The organism is Oligoflexia bacterium (assembly GCA_035326705.1).
Classification (GTDB): Bacteria; Bdellovibrionota_G; JALEGL01; order JALEGL01; family JALEGL01; genus JALEGL01.
In genome coordinates this window covers 1-20,189 of the sequence record DAOLES010000001.1, presented here as the reverse complement: position 1 = coordinate 20,189, position 20,189 = coordinate 1, and the positions used below count along the sequence as shown (strand labels likewise).

Sequence of the window (20,189 nt, the reverse complement as noted above, 5' to 3'; positions counted from 1 at the left end):
ATTTGTGTTTTACTTATCGTCTAGGAAAAGTATTGTTCAGGTTCATAAGCTGCTTTATGCAAAAGGTTATGGTGTTGGAAATGATGGAAATACGTCTATAAGAGTTTCTGCTCAAGAAATGTTAATCACACCCACTGGCTTTGACAAAAGCAAATTAAAGCCTTTTGACATCAGCATAGTTTGCCTGAAAACAGGAAAACATCTTAAAGGGCCAAAACCATCCTCAGAATACCAATTGCACCTTGCCACTTATCAACACAACCCAAAAGTCAAAGCCATTGTGCACTCTCATCCTCCTTATTCCATTGCATGCAGTTTATCAGGCATTAGCTTAGAAGAGCCAATCTTGCCAGAAGTCATCATTGCTTTAGGAAAAGTCCCCACATGTTCATATACTACGCCAGGCACGCATGCTATTGCTCAACAAGCTGCCTTAGCTTTAAAAGAAAACCAATGCATTATTTTGGAAAGACATGGCGTGGTTAGTGCTTCAAAGAGCACTATAGATAATGCTTACACCCAATTAGAACGTGTTGAACACAGCGCAAAAATATTATGGCTGAGTCACGCTATTGCTCCTCCTAGCTTAATTCAAAACCCTGAACTAGAAAGTTTAATCAATATTAGAAAAGAAATTCAGAACGGATAAGTGCTCAGATTTTGCTTAGCGCAGTTTATATGCTACTTAAACTGCATGCTAAAAAAACCATTCTTAAAATCACTTTTATTATCTTTAACCTTATTATTATCTGCCTGTAGCTCTCAATTTAAAACAGTAAAACTACTAAAAGGCCACAGCCAAGCCCAACATGAAGCCTTTAGTGATAAGATCATGATTGCAACGCAAGGAGAAGCCGCAACCGCAGCTGGAATTAAGATGATTGAATTGGGAGGCAATGCTTTTGATGCGGCAGCTGCCGTTTCTTTTGCTATTTCTGTTGAACGGCCTCAATCAACAGGCCTTGGCGGCGGTGGTTTTATGCTGATGGACGGCCCTACTTTTGAACAACCTCTATCTCTGGACTTTAGAGAAAAGGCTCCTTTAAAAGCCCATTCAAAAATGTATGTCGACAAAAACGATGCGATCATTGAAAGAAAGTCTTTAGATGGTATCTTTGCCGGTGGCGTGCCGGGTTTGGTTAAAGGTGTCTTAGAAATGCAAGCCAAGTATGGTAAGCTCACCCGCCAACAAGTCATGCAACCTGCCATTGAACTGGCTACAAATGGATTTAAAATTTACCCACACTTAGCCAAAGCCATTGAGGCAAGGCAAGAGGTTTTAAAACAATACCCTGCTTCTATTGCTGTGTTTTTTAAATCAGACGGTAGCATCAAAGAAGAAGGTGATATCTTAATACAAAAAGACTTGGCAAAAACCTTACAAACCATATCAGAAAAAGGCATAAACGGTTTTTACAAAGGTTGGGTCGCTCAAGCTATTGTCGATGAAAGCAAACGTTTAGGCGGTTACATCAGGCAAATAGATTTGGATAAATACAACACCAAATGGAGAACCCCTGTCCAAGGAACCTTTAATGGCTATGAGATTTTTTCAATGGGACCTCCTAGTTCTGGTGGGACCCATGTCATTCAAATCTTAAATATTTTAGAACCGCTTAACTTAAAAGAGCAAGGTATTCAAAGCCCAACCAGTATTCATCAAACAGCCAGTGCTATGCAGCTGGCTTTTGTTGATAGAGCACGCTATATGGGAGATGCTGATTTTGTTAAGGTGCCGGTTAAAGGATTAATTTCAAAAAAATATGCCGGGGAATTACGCAAGAAAATTGGTTCAAAAGCATTAAAGCTTGAACAAGATGATTTGCTTGATGCTTTTCCTTATGAATCCGATGAAACCACCCACTTTACCATTATGGACAATGTCGGCAATACTGTGAGCTCTACTCAAACCATTAACGGCTGGTTAGGTTCTGGCGTTGTCATCCCAGGCACAGGTATTGTTATGAATAATGAAATGGATGATTTTTCTAAAAAACCAGGGGATAGTAATTTATTTGGCGCGGTTGGCAGCAAAAACAACTTGGTACAACCTGAAAAACGTCCTTTAAGCAGTATGTCTCCTACTATTGTTAGAAAAGATGGTAAACCCATCCTTGCTTTGGGAACACCTTCAGGTACCAGGATCCTAACCTGTGTCAGCCAAGTTCTATTGAATTATCTTGAGCATGAAAAAGATCTCTATACTGCTGTTGCTGCACTACGCTACCATCACCAATGGCAGCCTGACCATATTCGGGTAGAAGATCCCGGCTTTAGTCTGGGCACAAAAAAAGCTCTACAAAGCATGGGCCATGAAATCCGCCATGAAGATCTAGGCTGTAAAGTCCAAGCAGTTGCTTTTGAAAACAATCGCTTACACGGTGTAGCTGATCCAAGAGGTGAAGGCCTAGCTAAAGGACAGTAAACAATAAATCTTCAATTTTTATTTTTAAGGTTGTAGCTGATTAATAAGCATTATCTAACTTGCTACAACCTTCATTAAGATAGTTCAGCATCATTGAACGGTATTTTCTTTTGGCAACGCCAGCCACATTGATATGACTTTTTTCCTCGTACCATAACTTACATTTATTAGAATGTTGGTATTTGTTAAATAATTTTTTACCTTGTTTAAACCCAACCACAAAATCTTGCTTACTTTGCACAAACAACACACTTTCTGGTTTGTATGTAAACTTACGAATTTGTTTCTTAGCGGCATAACGATCAGTCACCAACAGAAACCCAAGCCAAGAAAAAGGAAACGTTAACCAATGCCGAGTTAAAACTTTTGAAGACGTTGCTTTTAATGAATAAAAAGTTCCTTCCAAAATCATCTTATATTTAAAGTTTGGCTGCCCTTGTTCTGCTAAAATATTTAAAGCATTCATTAAAATCATCCCACCAATACTCTCTCCCCATAAAATAATTTGATGGTCATACTCAGAGTAGTTATCCATTGCATATTGAATCACGGCTGCTGCATCTTGATTAACATCAGGAAACCCTGCAAGCCCCTCTGACTTACCATAGCCTCTGTAATCAAAAGTAACAAAGTCGTAGCCATGTTGTGTAACCCACAATTGGGATAAAAAATGTGAACTTAAATTTTCTGCGTTACCATGAAACTGAACCACCACACCTTTCTTTGGTTTTACCAAGCTCTGAAAGTGAACCAAAGACAACGATGTTCCATCAAAAGATTTAATGTATTGTTGCTCAGGTTTCTGTGCCTGAAAATTTTCAACATTTTGATATACTTGCCTGCTAGGCTGCAAAGCTATGTTGGTACAAGCAGATAAAAAAATTAAACTTATCAAACCAACACTATTAAACAAAATTAACTTTTTCATATTTATGTATCCTTAAAAATACCTTAAATAATACAGGGCGGCATTGTAGTCATGGAGATTGTAATTAAAATCAACTCTAATCTCATTACCTGGATTAAGATGAAAGGCTTGTAAAAAATATGCTTGTTCATGACTTAAAAAGTTATTCAATGCATTGATAGCATATTTAAAGCCAAGTTTCTGGGAACTTAAATTCCCAAAATCAAATAAAAAACCTGAATCAATTTCCAAGCCAACAAATGAATTGAGCTTATCTGATAAAGCCAGTGCATTAGCGCTGTTTAAAAATGTATAAAACAAAAACCTTTTATCTTCTTGCAGACCAAGATTGGCTTTACCAATTGTTATACCTGGCCCAACTGATAGTTTTACTTGCCGGCAAGTAAAACACGGCTCATTAAGACTTTCTTCTAACGCCAAATTGATATTCCAGGATGGTTTTTTAATCCCTTTTTCAAATGGAGCCAGTGATATAATCCGAATCACGTTAAGTTCTGGAATAAGTATTTTTTTTGACTTTAAATTAAAACTCAACTTTCCATTAAGTGCTTCAATATGAGACAAGTTATTGAGACCTTGCTGCAAATTTAACTGATCGTGATAAGCTCCCCTAAAATATATATCTGCGCTTAAGGCATTATCGTTATGGTAGGTCCCCCCAAAGCCAAAACGCATGGTTGGGTGCGATTTAGCTGGATCATGCTTCAATTTAATATGAACTGGCTCCGAAGCTGGCAATAAACTTCTTGCCAACCATAATTGTTTTTCAAAAGAACTTGGAACCATATTTTTATTGTTGTATTTTTCATAATCTATCACTGTATCCAATATGTTTCTTTGTTGATCTAGCTCTTTATGCCCAAGAGCATGAACTTTTTTTTGTCTAATCATTTTATAGGCTAGTTTTTTTGATTTTTTAGTCAAGCTGGCCATTCTTGCTTGATAAATCCTTCTATAAGATGGTCTAAGTTCTATTTTTTCAACCCAATCAGTATTTTTTTGCAGCACTTTAATTGTATCAACCGGCGTTGTAAAAAATGGTAGCCGTTTGACCAAGGCATGATTTGGGTGATTCACTTCAAGTAAACTTAATAAAAAATATGAGCAGTTTTCATCAATAAAATAATAATCAAAATAAGTTTTTGACAGCTCCCATAAATGAAACAGTAAATCATTGACCTGCTCTTGCGATAAGCTCAAATGATACTCCCATAAATCTCGTGCTTCAAGGTTAACATATTCATTGACCTTCATATGATAGGGAAATGAAGAGAATACACCGGGGTATCCACCAAAAAGACCTTTTACGGTATATAAAAGCCCTCCTTCGGAACCCGTACTTGCTGCAAAGTTGACCACATTATCAAGGAGCGCTTTACTTTCATGATTATCTGTTTTTTTCTTAAACCTTAAAAAAGTATGCCCAAACATGGAAGATGGGTTGTTCAAATAACTACCTGCAAAAACTAAAACAGCTGCCTTTGCATTCATTCTATTAAACCATGAGTTAAAGGTTTTACAGTGTTCAAAAAAATTAAAGTTTTTTACTTCAATTAAATGATTTTTCTTTAACCATTTATATCTTAGTGGATAGCGACAAATAACCGAATCTTGCTCAAGATTGTTTTTTTCTAGGTCCTGGAGCATAAGCTTAATTGTAACAAGCAACTCTTGCTCAGGCTTATAACGACCCTGTTGATCAAGGTAAAAGCTAGGACCATCCACTTCACCTTTATATTTATTTTTTGATTTTTGGCGATAATGACCTAGTTTAAGCCAATAAGGATCTTTACTTAATTGATGCAATATTGTTGAATTTATTGATTGTTCATTCTTTGTTTTTGCATACAGTGGCGCCAATAAAAACCAATGCATCCCATATAAACACAAAAAGGCTTTGATCATTATATTTGTATTCATAACAACCAAAGCCTTTTGTTTTAAAGATTAGTAATAAAAAATAAATTTAATTAACCATTAACAGAACATTTTTCAGCTAAAACAGCATCATTGTTTACAGTATTTTTAACAACACTAATAAACTGTGTACCATTATCAATGCTATTTAATGTTGCTGTATTTTTTTGTAATGTTTTAGCAAACAATACTTGTGCATCTTCAGAACAACCCATTAAACTTGCAAAGCTTGCCAAAGTTTCACCGTTGGCTTGCGCAATTTCTTTTTGTAAAGTTGCATAGTTTACTTCAACAAAAATTTCTTTTTCTTTATCTAATTTAGCCATACCCTCACTTGTACAGTTAGAGGTACCTGAAGAAATTCCAAATGTTTGCGTACCAAAGGTACCATTTGTTGTAGCAGCTAAAACCTGTTGAACTTTACCATTTTTTTCAACAAACAACATACTACCTAAACCACAACCCGCAGAGCCATATGTTCCTGTTCCTTTAAGACCTTCTGCGTATACAAAACCTGCCATAAACACAGCAGCACATACAAGAGTAAACATTGATTTTTTCATAAATACCTTTCCATAGAAATTATTATTGTCCAATAATGTTTGCAACCGTAACCGATTTTATTTTTTTTTACTAGTAAACATTGAAATCTGGCTGGTTTTAATAAGTACAAATAACTGAACAGATACAACACCTATCATATCAATAAGAATATCTTTGTATGTTCCTGTTCTAGCTGCAATATGACTTTGATTGTATTCATCTAAAATAGCAATGCTTAAACAAAAAATAAATACACAAATAAAAGACCTGATCTTGGGTTTTATTTTAAAAATATAAAAATTTTTAAATAACGCTACAAATGAAAAGTACGTTAACACTGCATATGCAAAAACATGTGCAAACTTTCTAATGTAAAAATGCATACTCCAAAAGTGCTCTCTAGAAAACGATTGAAAAAAAGCATGAATCCATCGGTATAAAACTGTACTCGTATTTCCAGCTGAGAAGTACTGACTAGAAAACATAAAAATGATCCCTACCCAAATCCCGCAGGGTACTACATATTTTATTCCTTTTCGCATAATGTTTTTAAACAGGTTGGCCAATCAGCAAGAAGTTGCTCAGCTGGAGATTTTCCTTTGTCAGCAATTTCTCTAAGGGGGAATAAATAATCAGACATGCCTTCATTGTAAAGCACTTTATCCATCGCCAACATACAGTGGTTTATATATTCATTCGCCCAATCCAATATTTTTATTTTACCTAAACTGGCTTGCATACCTTTAAGAGCAACATCATCAATACTTGTATACAAAGTCTCTAAACTAACCTTTTTGGAAAAACTATGAGCTTCTTCTAATAAGCTCTTGTTATACAACAGTGCCATCCAAAATGCAGTTATGGCTATAGAAAGTTTTTTACTGCTTGCATCTGCTGTTCTAAATTCCAAGTGATTTTTTAACCTAACATCAGGAAATAAAGTTGTTAAATGACTTTCCCAGTCACTTTGAGTTAAAACTTGTCCACTCTTTAGTGCTTGAGCAAATGTTTGGTGTGTAGCATCTTGATAAGCCCCATTTCTATATAAAAAGTACATAGGAATATCTTGGGCATAATCTCTGTATTGCTCAAAAGAGAAACTACCATCCACAAAAAATTTGGGGATTCCGCACCGTTGTTTGTCAGTTTTTTGCCAAACTTTTAAACGCCGTGAACAAAAACCATTTTTTTGCCCTTGTTCTATTGCTGAATTGGCAGTCAAGGCGGATGCCAAAACACCAAACACACTGCCTACTCTAATTTTTTTTGCAGCATCTTCTTCACTGCTGTAGTCTAAGTTAACTTGCGATGATGCTGTCAATTTCATCATTTCTAAACCACCGGGTGAAACTCTTTCAAAGTAAGCCTTCATAATTTTATAGCGTGACTTGGGCACCCAAGAAATTTGATCAATAGTGCTTACCGGCTGAATTCCAATACCCAACCAAGCTATATCCAAAGGTGTTGAAATCCTGCATAACAACTTCAAATGCTGTCCAAGCTCATGTGCAACATCCGCTACAGACTGATGAGCAGAGCCACTCAGTTCAAACTGACCCCCGGGTTCTAAAGTAATGGCTTGCCCATCTTTTTCAAGAGCAATTAAATGCTCTTGATCATATATTTTTTTCCAATGATCTTGATCCGCAATGGTTTTTAAAATAATTTCTATCCCTTTATCTCCAAGATAAGGGATGGCTTGCAGAGTATCTTTATAAACTCCAATTTTTTCAGTTTCTAATCCAACCAAAAAATTCTTTGGTTCTCTGGCACCATTGATAAAAATTTCTAACAGATTATCCACATTTTCAATAGGTCCAGATTGACTAACTTTTACTTCTCTACTCATAGTTTCAGCCCATACAACTATCTTAAAAATAAAGTTTAGGCAAAAAGCCTAATATATATTATTTAAATCTTTTTAACGCATTAAATAAGACTGGTAAGCAAGCAATAGCTGGTTTATAATCAGAAACTAAACCTATGGTACCTGTAAAAGAAATCATATCAGAGATTCAAAAATTTCGCCCCAATGCCAATGCTGATATTATTGAAAAAGCTTATGCTTTAGGCAAAGTTGCCCATCAGCATCAAAAAAGAAAGTCAGGAGAGCCTTACTTTGCCCACCCTACACAAGTTGCGTTCATTTTAGCCTCCCATCAAATGGATGAAGATACGGTTGCCACCGGTTTATTGCATGATGTGGTTGAAGATACTGAAACCAGTATAGAAGATATTGAACAAGAATTTGGTCAAGACATTGCTGAGATGGTTGATGGTGTAACCAAATTATCAAAAATTTCTTTTCAATCCAAAGATATCCAACAAAGTGAAAGTTTTAGAAAAATGCTTTTGGCCATGGCCAAAGATATTAGGGTCATTGTTGTTAAGTTGGCTGATCGTTTACACAATATGCGCACTCTTGAACATATGTCTGAAGAGAAACAAAGAGTTATAGCACAAGAAACTTTAGATATTTATGCCCCCTTAGCCCATCGTTTAGGTATGTCATGGTTAAAAAATGAACTAGAAGACCTTTGTTTCCAATACCTTCATCCATCATCTTATGCAATGATTCAAGACCATCTTGCCCATTCACAAAAAAGGCATGATACTTTTATTTCAAGTATCATTGATGTCTTGGCTAGGAAAATGAAAGAAGAAAATATTCCTTGTGAAATTACCGGCAGACGTAAACATGCTTACTCTATTTTTAAAAAAATGGAAAAGCGTCGTCTTGAGTTTGATCAAATTCATGACTTGCTTGCTTTTAGAATTCTAGTCAACTCCATACCCAAGTGCTATGAAGCTTTGGGACATATTCATGCTATGTGGAAGCCAATTCCTGGTCGATTCAAAGACTTTATTGCTCTGCCCAAAGCCAACATGTACCAATCACTGCATACCACGCTCATTGGCCCCAACGGAGAACGCATTGAAGTTCAGATTAGAACCCATGATATGCATTCAATCGCTGAAGACGGTATTGCTGCCCACTGGCAATACAAAAAAGATAAAAAAGCCTCTGCTAAAGCCAAAGACATTCAGCAATTTGCTTGGCTCAGGCAAATGGTTGAATGGCAGCAAGACTTATCGGATGCCCATCAGTTTATTGAAAGTGTTAAAATAGATTTATTTTCCGACGAGGTTTATGTCTTTACACCGCAAGGTGAAGTTTTAGACTTTCCTCGTGGCTCAACACCCATAGACTATGCTTTTAGGGTGCACACTGAAGTAGGCTTAAAATGTAAAGGTGCCATAGTGAATGGCAAAATGGTTCCTTTAAAATACCAACTTAAAAATGGGGATAAAATTGAAATTATCACTGACAAAAACATGCGCCCATCCAAGGATTGGCTCAAATTGGTCAAAACCTCTAAGGCTCGTTCTAAAATAAGATCTCACATCAAAAAAACTGAACGTGATCAAGCCAAAAAAATGGGACATGAAATTCTTATTCGTGAATTTAGAAAACACAAAGAACGTTTTGAAAGTGTTCTTGATAATGATCTTTTTTCCGCAACACTGAAGGAGTTGCGTTTAGGCAATGAAGATGAATTGCTGTTAGCTGTGGGCTATGGAAAAATTCATCCGCAAGTCGTGGTTGAAAAATATACACAGTTGCTTAATCCAGAAAAGACCTTTAAAAAACTAGGCAAAGTCCATCAAAACGTTTCCTCACAAGCCATCAATCAAGAAACATCTGCGCCCATTCAAGTGGGTGGAGAAGATAGTATTGTTGTTAGATATGGTAAATGTTGTACACCCTTACCCGGAGATGCCATTGTTGGTTTTATTACCAGAGGCCGAGGGGTAACCATTCATAAAAGTGACTGTTATATGATTTTAGAAACGGATGATGAAAGAAAAATTCATGTGGCTTGGGCAGATAGCATTGCTGGTAGCAAGCGCATTGTTCGTATAAGAGTGATTACCACAGATACCGTAGGCATTTTAGCGGATGTTTCGCAGCAGATTTCAAAATCTGGAGGCAATATTTCTCACGCATCTATAAAAACCACGGCGGACAACAAAGCTATATGCTATTTTGATGTCTCTATCCAAAACACCAACCAACTTAATAATTTAATTAAATCAATTGGTGAACTTAAAGGCATTCTTACAGTAGAACGAGTAAAAAACTTATAAAATTTTTATATCTGAGCAGCCAATTGAATACCCAGGATTATTAATAAGTAACCTGGACACCATTGCGATTTATAGATCTTACCCTCAACTTTCCCCATAAAAGAGTCTCTATTTGGTGAATGGGAAGCAAAAATGGTAACATCTGCATTGATTAGATTTGCTTCTGTTATTTCTGATAAAGCAATTGCTTTGTGTTGGGGAAAATAGTTTTCGTCATAATATTCTTCTTGATTAATCAAATCGTATTCTAACAACAGCTCTCTTTCGACTCCATTTTTTATTGAGTTTGAACCTTGCTCTCTCCACACCAATCTATTCACTGCAAAAGCCATATGCTGAAGGTCAGTGTTTTCAAGTTTTACTATTGTGGTATGATTGCTTAAGTATCCATCTATATTCATTATTTTTTCATAGCCTTTAGCATAAGTAAACTCTATGCAGTCTGGCAACTCTTCTTTTAATCCTAAATTTTTTAAACTTTTTAGGTATAATGAGTAAGCTTGTTCATAAAAAAGAATATTACCTGGGGCTGTAATAAAAAACTTTTCACCCATTAGTGCTTGTTTACAAAAAATTTCTATATTTTCAAAAAAAACTCGCTGGACATTCTGATAATCTAGAACCGTTTGACGTTTACTAGGATCTTCTAGATAGTTTTCAAAGTTTATGGGCTCCCACAAGCTGACATCAAAAATAATATCGCCAGACTTAACCTGATGAATTGTGTTAGCAAGATATAAAAGCACTTTGACAGGCCCATATTTTTCTATTGCAAGATCATCAAAGGCCACGACTCTTATATCTTTTTGTGCATAAACGCTTGCAAAAAATAGAAATAAACTTGTTAAAAAAATTCTACGTAAACACACCTTTAAAATCATTAAATTTCCCCTAGTATTTGAAATAACATATAATTTTTTTTAATACAATCTCATTTTTTATAAAACATTATTATTGTTTATTTATCTTTTTTTCACCTCAGTTCTGTCAAAAAATAGAGTTTACGTCCCAAAAACAAAAAAAGAGCCTTTTAAAGGCTCTTTTTTATTATTCTATATAAGTTAACTAATGGGCTTATTTGTGTTTATTAAACCACTCTTTTGAGCCTTGTGGATCTGGCTTCATGCTATCATCACCTTCAGTCCAGTTTGCTGGGCAAACTTCACCTTTTTCAGCAGTGTACTGATAAGCCGCTAATAAACGTAAAGCTTCATCAACATTTCTTCCTACAGAAAGGTTGTTGATGGTTGCGTGCTGAATCACATTTTGATCATCAATTAAAAACAAGCCCCTCAATGCAACACCACCGTCAGTCAGTACTTCATAGTCACTGGCTATTTTTTTATTGATATCCGCAATGATTGGGAAGTTGACATCACCTAAACCACCGTCATTTCTATCTTGTTGTGTCCAAGCCAAGTGTGAAAAAACAGAGTCTACTGAACAAGCAATCAGTTCACAGTTTTTTTCTCTGAATTTTTCAGCAGCATCAGAAAAAGCAACAATCTCGGTTGGACATACAAATGTAAAATCCAAAGGATAAAAGAATAAAATTTTCCATTTACCTGAAAAGTCTTTTAAAGAAACATTTCCTATTTCACCATTGACCAAGGCCTGTTCTGAAAAATCTGGGGCTTGGTTACCTACTAATCTTGACATATTTTTAACTCCTTTTTTGTTTTATTTATCTATAGAGCCTACGACTCTGTTTTTATAAAGGGAGGATCTCTCCCCCCTTCTTGGTCCAAAAACGTCGTTTTGAACCAATTCAACCCACCCGGGGAAAACTCAGGATAAACCTTCTTTTCCTCTGGTTTCTTACTTATCTATTGAGCCTACGACTCTTTTCATAAAATGGTTCAAAGCATCTTTATCAGATTTTCCCTCTTTGACCATCTTTGAAACTTCTAAAGATCCATACATGTTGGAAAGTAACTCTCCAATGGTATCAAGTTCTTCATCACTTAGACCTTTAGCCTGAGAAACATGCTCCAATACTTCAATGCATTCATTAACATAATCCTCATCATGTTGACCGATAAATTCAGTCAAGGACTTAATGACTGGTAACTTCATTGACTAACCCTTCCACCACATCAATTTTGTTACCTTGATCTTGCTTTAAGAGTTTCCCATCTTTAAACGCAGCAAATGTCGGTAAATTATCTACTGCAGCTAATTTTCTTGAGTTTGGATACTTTTCTGCATCAACATAAACAAAGGCTATGCCTTGTGTTGCTTCAGCAAGTTTTTTAAATTTTGGTTTAATCATTCTACAGTTTCCGCACCAAGTAGCTCCGTACTGTACAATGACTTGCTTATGCTCATCGATAACACTTTGTAAGTTATCTTCATTTAATTCAATCATTGCAACCTCCATATTTATTGCATTAGCTTTGTTAAGTTCTAATATGCAACAAAGCTTAATATTTATCCAACACTTTAGATCTATTAATCAATAGTTTTAAACTATTAAAATTGACATTTTAATTACAAAAAGTACATTACAAAAATGCCTAGTTTGAGTCAACTTGAATACATTTTAGCTGTTGCAAAACATAAACACTTTGGAAGAGCTGCAAAGTCATGCTTTGTCAGCCAACCGTCCCTATCTGCCCAAGTTCAAAAAGCAGAAGATGAACTGGACATCATTATTTTTGACCGCTCTAAATCACCTATAAAAGTCACACAGCTTGGTCAAGAAGTGATTGAACAAGCAAGAAAAGTCATATCAGAACATAAAAAGCTGTTGGATATTCATGCCCAAAGCGCAGAACTTAGTGGGTCATTTCATCTTGGTGTCATTCCTACCTTATCTCCGTACATCCTACCTTTATTTATCAAAAGTTTTTCAAATAATTATCCTAAAGTAGACCTGACCATCAGCGAGTACAAAACAGAAGATATTATAGAAAAGCTTTATGATGATCAACTTGATGGTGGGCTTTTGGTGACGCCATTGTATGACGATAAAATTATTGAGCGCAGTTTATTTTATGAACCGTTTTATGCTTTTATGTCTAAGCATCACCCTTTGATTAACAAAAAAACTGTGTCAGAAACACAGCTACAAGACCACCCTATTTGGCTTCTAGATGAAGGGCATTGTTTTAGAGAGCAAGTTATTAAAGTTTGTGCATTTAAAAACAAACGTGAAGTTTTAAATAATGTTCACTTTGACAGTGGCAACCTTGAAACTTTAAAAAACCTAATCCGTAACGGTGATGGCTACACGCTTATACCCCACCTTGCAAGCCTTGATTTAACCGAACAAGAAAAAAATCACCAATTAAAAAAATTCAAAAGTCCTGTTCCTACTAGAGAGATAAGTCTGGTGCATAGTCGAACATTTTTAAAGGAACATATTATAGACGCCATGACCAATAGCATAATCAATCACATTCCCAATGAATTAAGTTCTCTGAAAAAAGATAGCATAGAACGCATTGATATTTAGCAAACTATAAATTAAGAATGCGTTTGTTTTTAAAACTATAGTATGATTTTCGGCCAATGATAATATGATCTAAAAGTTCTAAATCAAAATATTTAAGTAAACGTTCTATGTGCTGGGTTAACACTTTATCTTGAGTAGATGGCCTTGGATCGCCTGACGGGTGGTTATGCCCTATAATAATTCTAGCTGCATTTTCACATAAAACATGCTTCATCAATAGTTTCATATCTATCTTAACACCTCCTACCTGATCTTGTGTGAAATGTTTTAGTTCAAACAAAGCATTTTTATGGTTTAATAAACCGAGAAAAACTGTCTCATGCGGCAGGTATTGACAATATTTGGTTAAACATTGTGCAAAATCTTTGGGTGAACGAATATATTCTAAAGCATTCGAGATAGTCTCTTTTCGCTTTATGATTTCTATCAACGCTAGAAACTTTTTTACCATAAGCTCATCAAGGCCAAGCATATAATTTAGGTATGCACTATCGCAAACAAAATTATTGTTTAATCGATATACAATTTTTTCAAGGATTGATTGTTCAATGTTTTTTTCTAAAAATAGAATATTGATCAGTTCATATATAGAATAAGATGCGTATTCAATACTTTCACATCGTTGAGGTAATAACTTAACTGACATAGCCTATTTATGTTCACAATATATGCCAATTTTTTAAAGAGAGTCTTTCGATCTATTCAAGAGTTTTTGCAGAGCTTCAACATAAACTTCATGCTCTAAAGCATGCATTTTCTGACAAAAATTTTCATATGATGCCTTATAATCAATATTCAAACTTCTTTGTAGAATTATTTCACCCGTATCAACACCCTCATCAACATAATGAACCGTAACCCCTGAAACTCTATCCTTATTATTCCATGCTTTTTCTAAAGCTTTGGTTCCAGGATAAAGAGGTAAAAGTGATGGATGAATATTAATGATTCTTTGTTTAAAATAGTAAATAAACTCTTTTGGCAGAATTTTCATGAATCCAGCTAAAACAATGTACTCTGGTTCATCTTTTAGACAAGCCTGTAACAGTTCATGTTCAAAATCACTCCGGGTGGGAAAGGACTTATAATCAATACACTCAAAAACAACATCTAATTGTTTAGCCCTTTGAAAAACATATGCTTTAGGATTATCACTTATGAGTTTTGTCACTTGTGCGTTAATTTCACCGTCATGACAAGCTTTAACAATAGCTTCAAAGTTACTGCCATTTCCTGATGCCATTACAAGAAGACTTTTAATTTGCGTTTTTTTTTTCATATTCTCTTGATATCTAGTCAAAACTTAAACAAGTCATGTATAATTATTATTAATGTATAATAAAAGCAAAATCAAACACTATGCTATGGTTTATTTATACATTCTGCTGACTTTTTTATGCGTCGCCCCTGAAACACAGGCCAATGAAAAGAAGTTGGCTCATGTAGGCATTTTTGTTAATACAAAAACTTTTGACGGCAAAGATCAAAATCAACTTGATGAATACAACAATTTAATTCAAAGATTATCCATTCACAGTGACACCTTTACTTTAAAAACCTTTCCTATCAGAAACATCAGCAATGATGCTCTAATTTTGGCAAAAGCTGCCATAGATCAGGTGCAAACGGTGGTGATTCTTAGAAAAATATCCCCGAACTATATTGCCGTAAGTCTATGGGATGTACAAAATTATAGCCTTATTGCTGAAAGTGCTTTTGAAAATATGGGCAATAGAAAGTTGATCAATGATTTTTCTGATTGGTTTAATGAACAAAACCAAAAGTTGTATCGCTCTGGCCCTGTTGATGCTGAAATTTTTGCTTTACAATTGATTGAGCAAAAAAGGTGCAACCTCTTAAGAAAATTCATCGAAAAAACTCAGCTTGATGACAGCAAACAAGCTGAGTTGATTAAGAACTGTGATTTAAGAGAAAGTTTCAACCAACTTTTATCTGGTAAAAAGAAAGAGTCTAATTCAAAAGTATCCGGTCCAGCTCAGATTAAAATATCAACAAAACCTTATGCCGAAGATCTAACCCTTCAATGGGTAGACTTATTTAAAAATAGTACTATGCAGCAGAACTTAGGGAAATACGATGTTTCAAATCTAAGCTTAATTGTTAACTGCAAAACCGATCTTTGTTTACAATTAAATCTAAAGGTTGATATCGTTTCATACTCTCATATTGACTTTAGAACCCAATACCGCTTATCAAGTTATGTTTTAGACTTAATAAGCCAAGGACGGGAAAAGTTTCCAAAAAAAGATTTTACGGCTGGAGCTGAAGTAACTTTTTACCATGAATATTCGCCTATTAATACTTTTCTTGTTTCAGGAACCCTTGATGCTCCTAATATAATCACAAAAAACACCCCTAAATAATTTATCTTCTTTATATAGTCCGCCATAGATGCGACAAAGAAACCTACAGCCAATCTAAATTTTTTGTTTTCTTTATTTTTATCTGGTGTATGATCCGCCCCATTATGTCAGAAAAATCATTGTATAAACAAGCCGTTTCGCAGTGGCAAGCTGCTGCAGATATTATGCGTCTTGATCCTTCAGTTAGAGAAATTTTATCCCAACCCAAAAATGAAATTGCCGTAAATTTTCCAGTACGTATGGATACCGGTGATTTAAAAATGGTGAGTGGCTACCGTATTCAACATAGTAATATTTTGGGTCCATTTAAGGGCGGTATTCGCTATCACCGCAATGTCAATTTAGACGAAGTCAAAGCTTTGGCCGCCTGGATGACTTTTAAATGTGCTTTGGTTGATATTCCTTTTGGTGGGGCTAAAGGTGGTGTTACCATTAATCCTAGAGACTTTAGTGAAAAGGAACTTGAGCGTCTAACCAGAAGAATGACTCATGCACTGGGGGCTAATATTGGTCCAGAGTATGATATTCCAGCCCCAGATATGGGCACCAATGCTCAAACCATGGTGTACATCATGGACACATTCATGAACGCTCAAACATCAATCACAAGAAATGCACAAAGACATATTGTAACCGGTAAAACTTTAACCTGTGGCGGAAGTCACGGCCGCGAAAAAGCAACGGGTCAAGGTTTGGTTTATGTTTTAAGAAGCTGGGCTGATGAAAAAGATATTTCATTATCTTCTTTAAGTTATGCTATCCAAGGTTTTGGTAATGTAGGGAGCAGCACAGCTATTCTTTTAGAAAAACGTGGTGGGAAAATCACTTCTGTACAAGATCATAAGGGAACCATATACAACAGTAAAGGCTTAAACTGTGTTGAGCTGAGAGATTATGTTGCTGAACATGGTTCTGTTGAAGGTTATCCCAACGCTGAACCTATGGACCCTGAGCAATTTTTTAGTCAAGAGGTAGATGTTCTCATCCCTGCAGCCTTAGAAGGACAAGTACACGAAGGAAATGCCAAGAACATTAAAGCCATGGTTGTGGTAGAAGGCGCTAATGGCCCTGTAACTTCTGAAGGCGATGCTATTTTAAATGAGCGTGGCATTACTGTTCTTCCTGATATTTTGGCCAACGCTGGTGGTGTTACAGTGAGTTATTTTGAGTGGGTACAAAACAAGACCAGTGCTCAATGGAGCTTACAAGAAGTAGATCATAAATTGTCTTTTATTATGCGCCAAGCATTTTACAAGACTTTAGAAAAAGCCAAAAAAGAGGATATTAATTTAAGAACCGCTGCCTATATGGTTGCCTTAGAAAAACTTCAAACCGCTTACAAAGAAAGAGGAATCTTTCCGTAAGCTTTATTTTTACTCATAAAAAAAAGCGCCTTAAAGGCGCTTTTTTTATTTATTCATTTTTAAATGATACGGCGATAAATCTATAACTATTAACTTTTATAGTTTGCCACTAAAGTACGTGTACCAATTTTATCAAAATCAACTTCAATTTTGCCTTTGCGTAAATTTGCAGTTACTTTGCCCTTACCAAAAAATGGATGTTCAATTTCATCACCAATTTGATAAACTTGGTCCATAGAGTACTCTCTTACATCATCATTCAAAATATCCATACAAATCCTTTCTACTTGATCCCCACACTCATATTACCCATATGAGATAGATTAGGCCTTTTAACATAAATTATTAAAATAAGTCAAGAAAAAGTTATTTTTACCCTTAAAAATCAGATATTTAGCGCGCAATCATGTTTTTTATATTTCGTTATAAAAATATTCATTCAAACATTGCACTCTATCTTCATAAGTATCTGGATTGGCAAAATAGGTTGCTCCAGCTAAAGAAGACAATAAAGAGTTCCCATCTTGCGGTGTAAAACACCAGCCAACAACTTCTCTACTGTTAACCACACTTAAACCAGACTCTACTACTACCGTTTGATTTAAAATACGTCCAAAGTGGCCATGATCACGACCAAAAGAAAATACAGAGTTTGACGTATTTTTATAAGTTAATGCTACTCTATCATTTTCATCCAAACGTCGTAAAACCTCATCTCGGGTTACATCTTCATTTAAAGTTAAATGAAACCAGAGCGTGTGCATGTACTGGGTATTGCTTTTCATTGCTGAAGAAAACAAAGGTAACTTAATATCTAAAGTTTTAAATAACTCATGCGCATCTCTAGCATGATGCGTTCCAAACTCAGGATCAGTATGTGCGTTCACCTCATGCGCTGGTGAAAATGAACCATTTTGGCTGATATCATTGGCTCGACGAATACAAACAAACTTTGCATTGTTCAGCCCATGTATATTTTGTCCATTGTTCATTGCAATTGTTTTAATCAGCGCAGATAAGTTGTGCGTATTACAACTGACCACTTGTAAATACTTATCATCTGCATTGAGGCTTTCATCATTGATCCCACGAGCATACATTTTACCAAAACCAAATTCGCTCCCTTGGGCAATAAAGCCTTTGGTTGTATTTTCAAGTTTATGATAAACCATCTCTTTGTTTTTATTGCCCACAGGTGTGCAATCTATAATGACATCTGCCTTTTCATGAGCTTCCTCTAAACTATAGCTGGGGTTTACATTTAAATTAACGAATGCATCCCAAGACTCTTTTTCAGCACATAGTTTAGCACCTTTTTTTATCAAGGCATTCACTTTTGATCGATCCAACAATGATACGTTGCGCTTAGAAAAGGTAATCTCACCAAAACCTAACTTTTCTCTAAATTCACACAACAAGCCAATAAGAGGCTCACCAATGGTACCTGTACCCACCACATGAACGTTTGCTTTTTCCATAGTGGGCCGTATACAAGATTTTTTTTACTCTGACTATGATTAATTGCAGATTGTTTAACAACGGTTCTAAAAGCCGCTTATATCCGGTCTAAGCAGGTTTTTACTGTCTTTTTTAGGTATAGGATTATACTTCTGGCCTATTTTGTAGAGGTTTAAGCAGCAATACTTGCTTAATAAAATAGGCATAACTATCGGCATTGCTTTTATGCTCATGGGCTGTTAGTGCTTTGTATTTAGCATGTTGATAAACATAAGCATGATCTTCAGTTTTTAAATACCAATGCGTTAATTCATGCACAAGGCTGGCTATCTGATCTAAAAAACCAATAGAGTCAAACCAATGATCACATAAATTAACAATTGCCTCATGGCTAGGAGTTTGTCCTTCAGCATCATAGGGTACAATTTCACCGGTAACTCTGTTCCTGAGCATTAAAACAAAGGCAAGCTTAATAACCTTTTTTAATGATGCTTGTGTTTTTGTCTCGCACATCGTTTGCGAGGCATAACGAATATGTGTTAAGTTTTCATTGAACTGCTGCTGTAGACTCTCAAACCTTTCTAAAATTTCATTAGCATGATTGCCTTTAAATGTAGCATCCCATATCCGTAGCAACTTTTTTTCATAGTCACTCTCAGCTTCAGTTTCTATCAGTTGTGCAATCTCTTTGAGAGTTTCTATAGATTGTTCAAGAACTTCACTAATTTGCTCAGTTGCTTCGATTATTTTTTGCTGTCTATATTCAGATATACCTGTGTCAACACTTAATCTCTCTTGACCAAAGCCATTGTTTATCCATAAACAAAAAACCATTAAAAAAGAGCCTGTGAATGTCTTGATATACCCCCAAAAACTAAACATGCACTCTTAGCTAGCAGATTTTTTTGAGTTGTAAAAGCGACAAATAGCCTAATTATTTTAATAAAATCTCTGCTACCTGATCGAGCTCAGAAACATATTCGTTCAATATACCGTACGCCACTTTAAGTTGAATATGAGGATTATCTTGCCCTAAAGCATAAAACTTTTGCTGAGATAAACATAGTAAAGCCGTGGTTTCAATGGCCTGAACATCTAATTTAGCTTTTAGACCGCTTTTATAAAGTGAAAATGAGCCTATAAAATCACCCGCATTTAAAACTCCGTCATCATCACCTGCTGATAATTTACCTGCTTTAATCAGACAAAAGCCTTTGCTCATATCACCTTGTTTGTATAAATCTTCACCTTTGGCCAATAAAATCTCCTCACAGCTCTTTTCAAGTAATATCATTTCAGAATCACTGAGTTGTGAAAAAATAGGACAAGACTTTAATAAATCAAAATGAGACATAATGTTTATTTATACAAAGATTGATAATCTACATAATTTTGTGCTGATTTTTTTAAAAAAGTAAGCTCTTCAGGTTTTAATTCGCGTTTTACTTTAGCCGGGCTGCCAACAACCAAAACCCCACTAGGAATTTTTGTATTGGGTGTAACAAGCGCACCCGCCCCAATAATCACATCACTCTCTATATGAGCTCCATCCATGATTGTGGCC

The 20,189-nt window shown here is 35.5% G+C and carries 22 protein-coding genes; 6 read left to right on the top strand and 16 right to left on the bottom strand.

Translation table 11 applies throughout. The features are described 5' to 3' along the window. The first annotated feature begins 4 nt into the window (after positions 1-4). Positions 5-649 (top strand): class II aldolase/adducin family protein, encoded by a 645-nt coding sequence (locus tag PKC21_00110; GenBank protein ID HMR23729.1) that lies wholly within the window; start codon positions 5-7, stop codon positions 647-649. A gap of 45 nt (positions 650-694) precedes the next feature. After that, positions 695-2,425: a gamma-glutamyltransferase gene (gene ggt / locus PKC21_00105; GenBank protein HMR23728.1), complete on the top strand. Its 1,731-nt coding sequence runs from the start codon at positions 695-697 to the stop codon at positions 2,423-2,425. Positions 2,426-2,465: 40 nt separating this feature from the next. Here the strand turns inward: ggt and PKC21_00100 are convergent, their stop codons facing one another. Genes PKC21_00100 through PKC21_00080 form a run of 5 tightly spaced genes read right to left on the bottom strand, consistent with a single transcriptional unit; the run spans position 2,466 to position 7,662 of the window. Continuing rightward, a complete protein-coding gene (locus tag PKC21_00100; protein HMR23727.1) occupies positions 2,466-3,353 on the bottom strand; it encodes an alpha/beta fold hydrolase in 888 nt (295 codons plus the stop codon). A gap of 12 nt (positions 3,354-3,365) precedes the next feature. Further along, a complete protein-coding gene (locus PKC21_00095) occupies positions 3,366-5,273 on the bottom strand; it encodes a DUF4105 domain-containing protein (GenBank protein HMR23726.1) in 1,908 nt (635 codons plus the stop codon). A 50-nt stretch (positions 5,274-5,323) separates the two neighbouring features. Further along, positions 5,324-5,833, bottom strand: a complete 510-nt coding sequence (locus tag PKC21_00090) for a DUF3015 family protein (protein ID HMR23725.1) — start codon at positions 5,831-5,833, stop codon at positions 5,324-5,326. 57 nt (positions 5,834-5,890) lie between these two features. Continuing rightward, a complete protein-coding gene (locus PKC21_00085; protein HMR23724.1) occupies positions 5,891-6,355 on the bottom strand; it encodes a VanZ family protein in 465 nt (154 codons plus the stop codon). Continuing rightward, positions 6,340-7,662 (bottom strand): glutamate-cysteine ligase family protein, encoded by a 1,323-nt coding sequence (locus tag PKC21_00080; protein HMR23723.1) that lies wholly within the window; start codon positions 7,660-7,662, stop codon positions 6,340-6,342. Before PKC21_00080 ends, PKC21_00085 begins: the two co-directional genes overlap by 16 nt. Positions 7,663-7,796: 134 nt before the next feature. Here PKC21_00080 and PKC21_00075 point away from each other — a divergent pair, with 134 nt between their 5' ends. Then, positions 7,797-9,962 carry a bifunctional (p)ppGpp synthetase/guanosine-3',5'-bis(diphosphate) 3'-pyrophosphohydrolase gene (locus tag PKC21_00075; GenBank protein ID HMR23722.1) on the top strand — a complete coding sequence of 722 codons (2,166 nt, stop codon included), beginning with the start codon at positions 7,797-7,799 and terminating at the stop codon, positions 9,960-9,962. Between the two features lie 5 nt (positions 9,963-9,967). Here the strand turns inward: PKC21_00075 and PKC21_00070 are convergent, their stop codons facing one another. The 4 genes from PKC21_00070 to PKC21_00055 form a co-directional block, all read right to left on the bottom strand. Continuing rightward, positions 9,968-10,843 carry a hypothetical protein gene (locus tag PKC21_00070; protein ID HMR23721.1) on the bottom strand — a complete coding sequence of 292 codons (876 nt, stop codon included), beginning with the start codon at positions 10,841-10,843 and terminating at the stop codon, positions 9,968-9,970. Positions 10,844-11,036: 193 nt separating this feature from the next. After that, complete coding sequence (locus tag PKC21_00065) at positions 11,037-11,621, bottom strand: peroxiredoxin (GenBank protein HMR23720.1); 585 nt, start codon at positions 11,619-11,621, stop codon at positions 11,037-11,039. Between the two features lie 159 nt (positions 11,622-11,780). Next, on the bottom strand, positions 11,781-12,038 hold the full coding sequence (locus tag PKC21_00060) for a hypothetical protein (GenBank protein ID HMR23719.1): 258 nt from the start codon (positions 12,036-12,038) through the stop codon (positions 11,781-11,783). Next, the gene (locus PKC21_00055; protein ID HMR23718.1) at positions 12,019-12,330 is read right to left on the bottom strand and encodes a thioredoxin family protein; all 312 of its coding nucleotides are present in this window, start codon (positions 12,328-12,330) and stop codon (positions 12,019-12,021) included. Before PKC21_00055 ends, PKC21_00060 begins: the two co-directional genes overlap by 20 nt. 144 nt (positions 12,331-12,474) lie before the next feature. Here PKC21_00055 and PKC21_00050 point away from each other — a divergent pair, with 144 nt between their 5' ends. Continuing rightward, entirely contained in the window at positions 12,475-13,419 is a 945-nt protein-coding gene (locus PKC21_00050; protein HMR23717.1) for a LysR substrate-binding domain-containing protein, read from the top strand. Between the two features lie 4 nt (positions 13,420-13,423). Here PKC21_00050 and PKC21_00045 read toward each other — a convergent pair whose 3' ends face one another. Both PKC21_00045 and purN read right to left on the bottom strand, forming a co-directional pair. Next, positions 13,424-14,065, bottom strand: a complete 642-nt coding sequence (locus tag PKC21_00045) for a JAB domain-containing protein (GenBank protein ID HMR23716.1) — start codon at positions 14,063-14,065, stop codon at positions 13,424-13,426. 33 nt (positions 14,066-14,098) lie between these two features. Then, positions 14,099-14,698, bottom strand: a complete 600-nt coding sequence (purN, locus tag PKC21_00040) for a phosphoribosylglycinamide formyltransferase (GenBank protein ID HMR23715.1) — start codon at positions 14,696-14,698, stop codon at positions 14,099-14,101. 85 nt (positions 14,699-14,783) lie between these two features. Here purN and PKC21_00035 point away from each other — a divergent pair, with 85 nt between their 5' ends. Both PKC21_00035 and PKC21_00030 read left to right on the top strand, forming a co-directional pair. Next, positions 14,784-15,803, top strand: coding sequence for a hypothetical protein (locus tag PKC21_00035; GenBank protein ID HMR23714.1), 1,020 nt, complete (start codon positions 14,784-14,786; stop codon positions 15,801-15,803). Positions 15,804-15,907: 104 nt separating this feature from the next. Further along, positions 15,908-17,167 carry a Glu/Leu/Phe/Val dehydrogenase gene (locus tag PKC21_00030; protein ID HMR23713.1) on the top strand — a complete coding sequence of 420 codons (1,260 nt, stop codon included), beginning with the start codon at positions 15,908-15,910 and terminating at the stop codon, positions 17,165-17,167. Between the two features lie 89 nt (positions 17,168-17,256). Here the strand turns inward: PKC21_00030 and PKC21_00025 are convergent, their stop codons facing one another. The 5 genes from PKC21_00025 to PKC21_00005 all read right to left on the bottom strand — a co-directional run. Continuing rightward, positions 17,257-17,439: a hypothetical protein gene (locus PKC21_00025; GenBank protein ID HMR23712.1), complete on the bottom strand. Its 183-nt coding sequence runs from the start codon at positions 17,437-17,439 to the stop codon at positions 17,257-17,259. A gap of 141 nt (positions 17,440-17,580) precedes the next feature. Next, the gene (locus tag PKC21_00020) at positions 17,581-18,645 is read right to left on the bottom strand and encodes a hypothetical protein (protein HMR23711.1); all 1,065 of its coding nucleotides are present in this window, start codon (positions 18,643-18,645) and stop codon (positions 17,581-17,583) included. A 124-nt stretch (positions 18,646-18,769) separates the two neighbouring features. Next, positions 18,770-19,459 (bottom strand): M35 family metallo-endopeptidase, encoded by a 690-nt coding sequence (locus PKC21_00015; protein ID HMR23710.1) that lies wholly within the window; start codon positions 19,457-19,459, stop codon positions 18,770-18,772. 100 nt (positions 19,460-19,559) lie between these two features. Then, entirely contained in the window at positions 19,560-19,979 is a 420-nt protein-coding gene (locus tag PKC21_00010; protein ID HMR23709.1) for a Crp/Fnr family transcriptional regulator, read from the bottom strand. A 5-nt stretch (positions 19,980-19,984) separates the two neighbouring features. Next, positions 19,985-20,189, bottom strand: a 205-nt coding sequence (locus tag PKC21_00005) for a gamma carbonic anhydrase family protein (GenBank protein ID HMR23708.1), incomplete at its 5' end; no start/stop codon positions are given.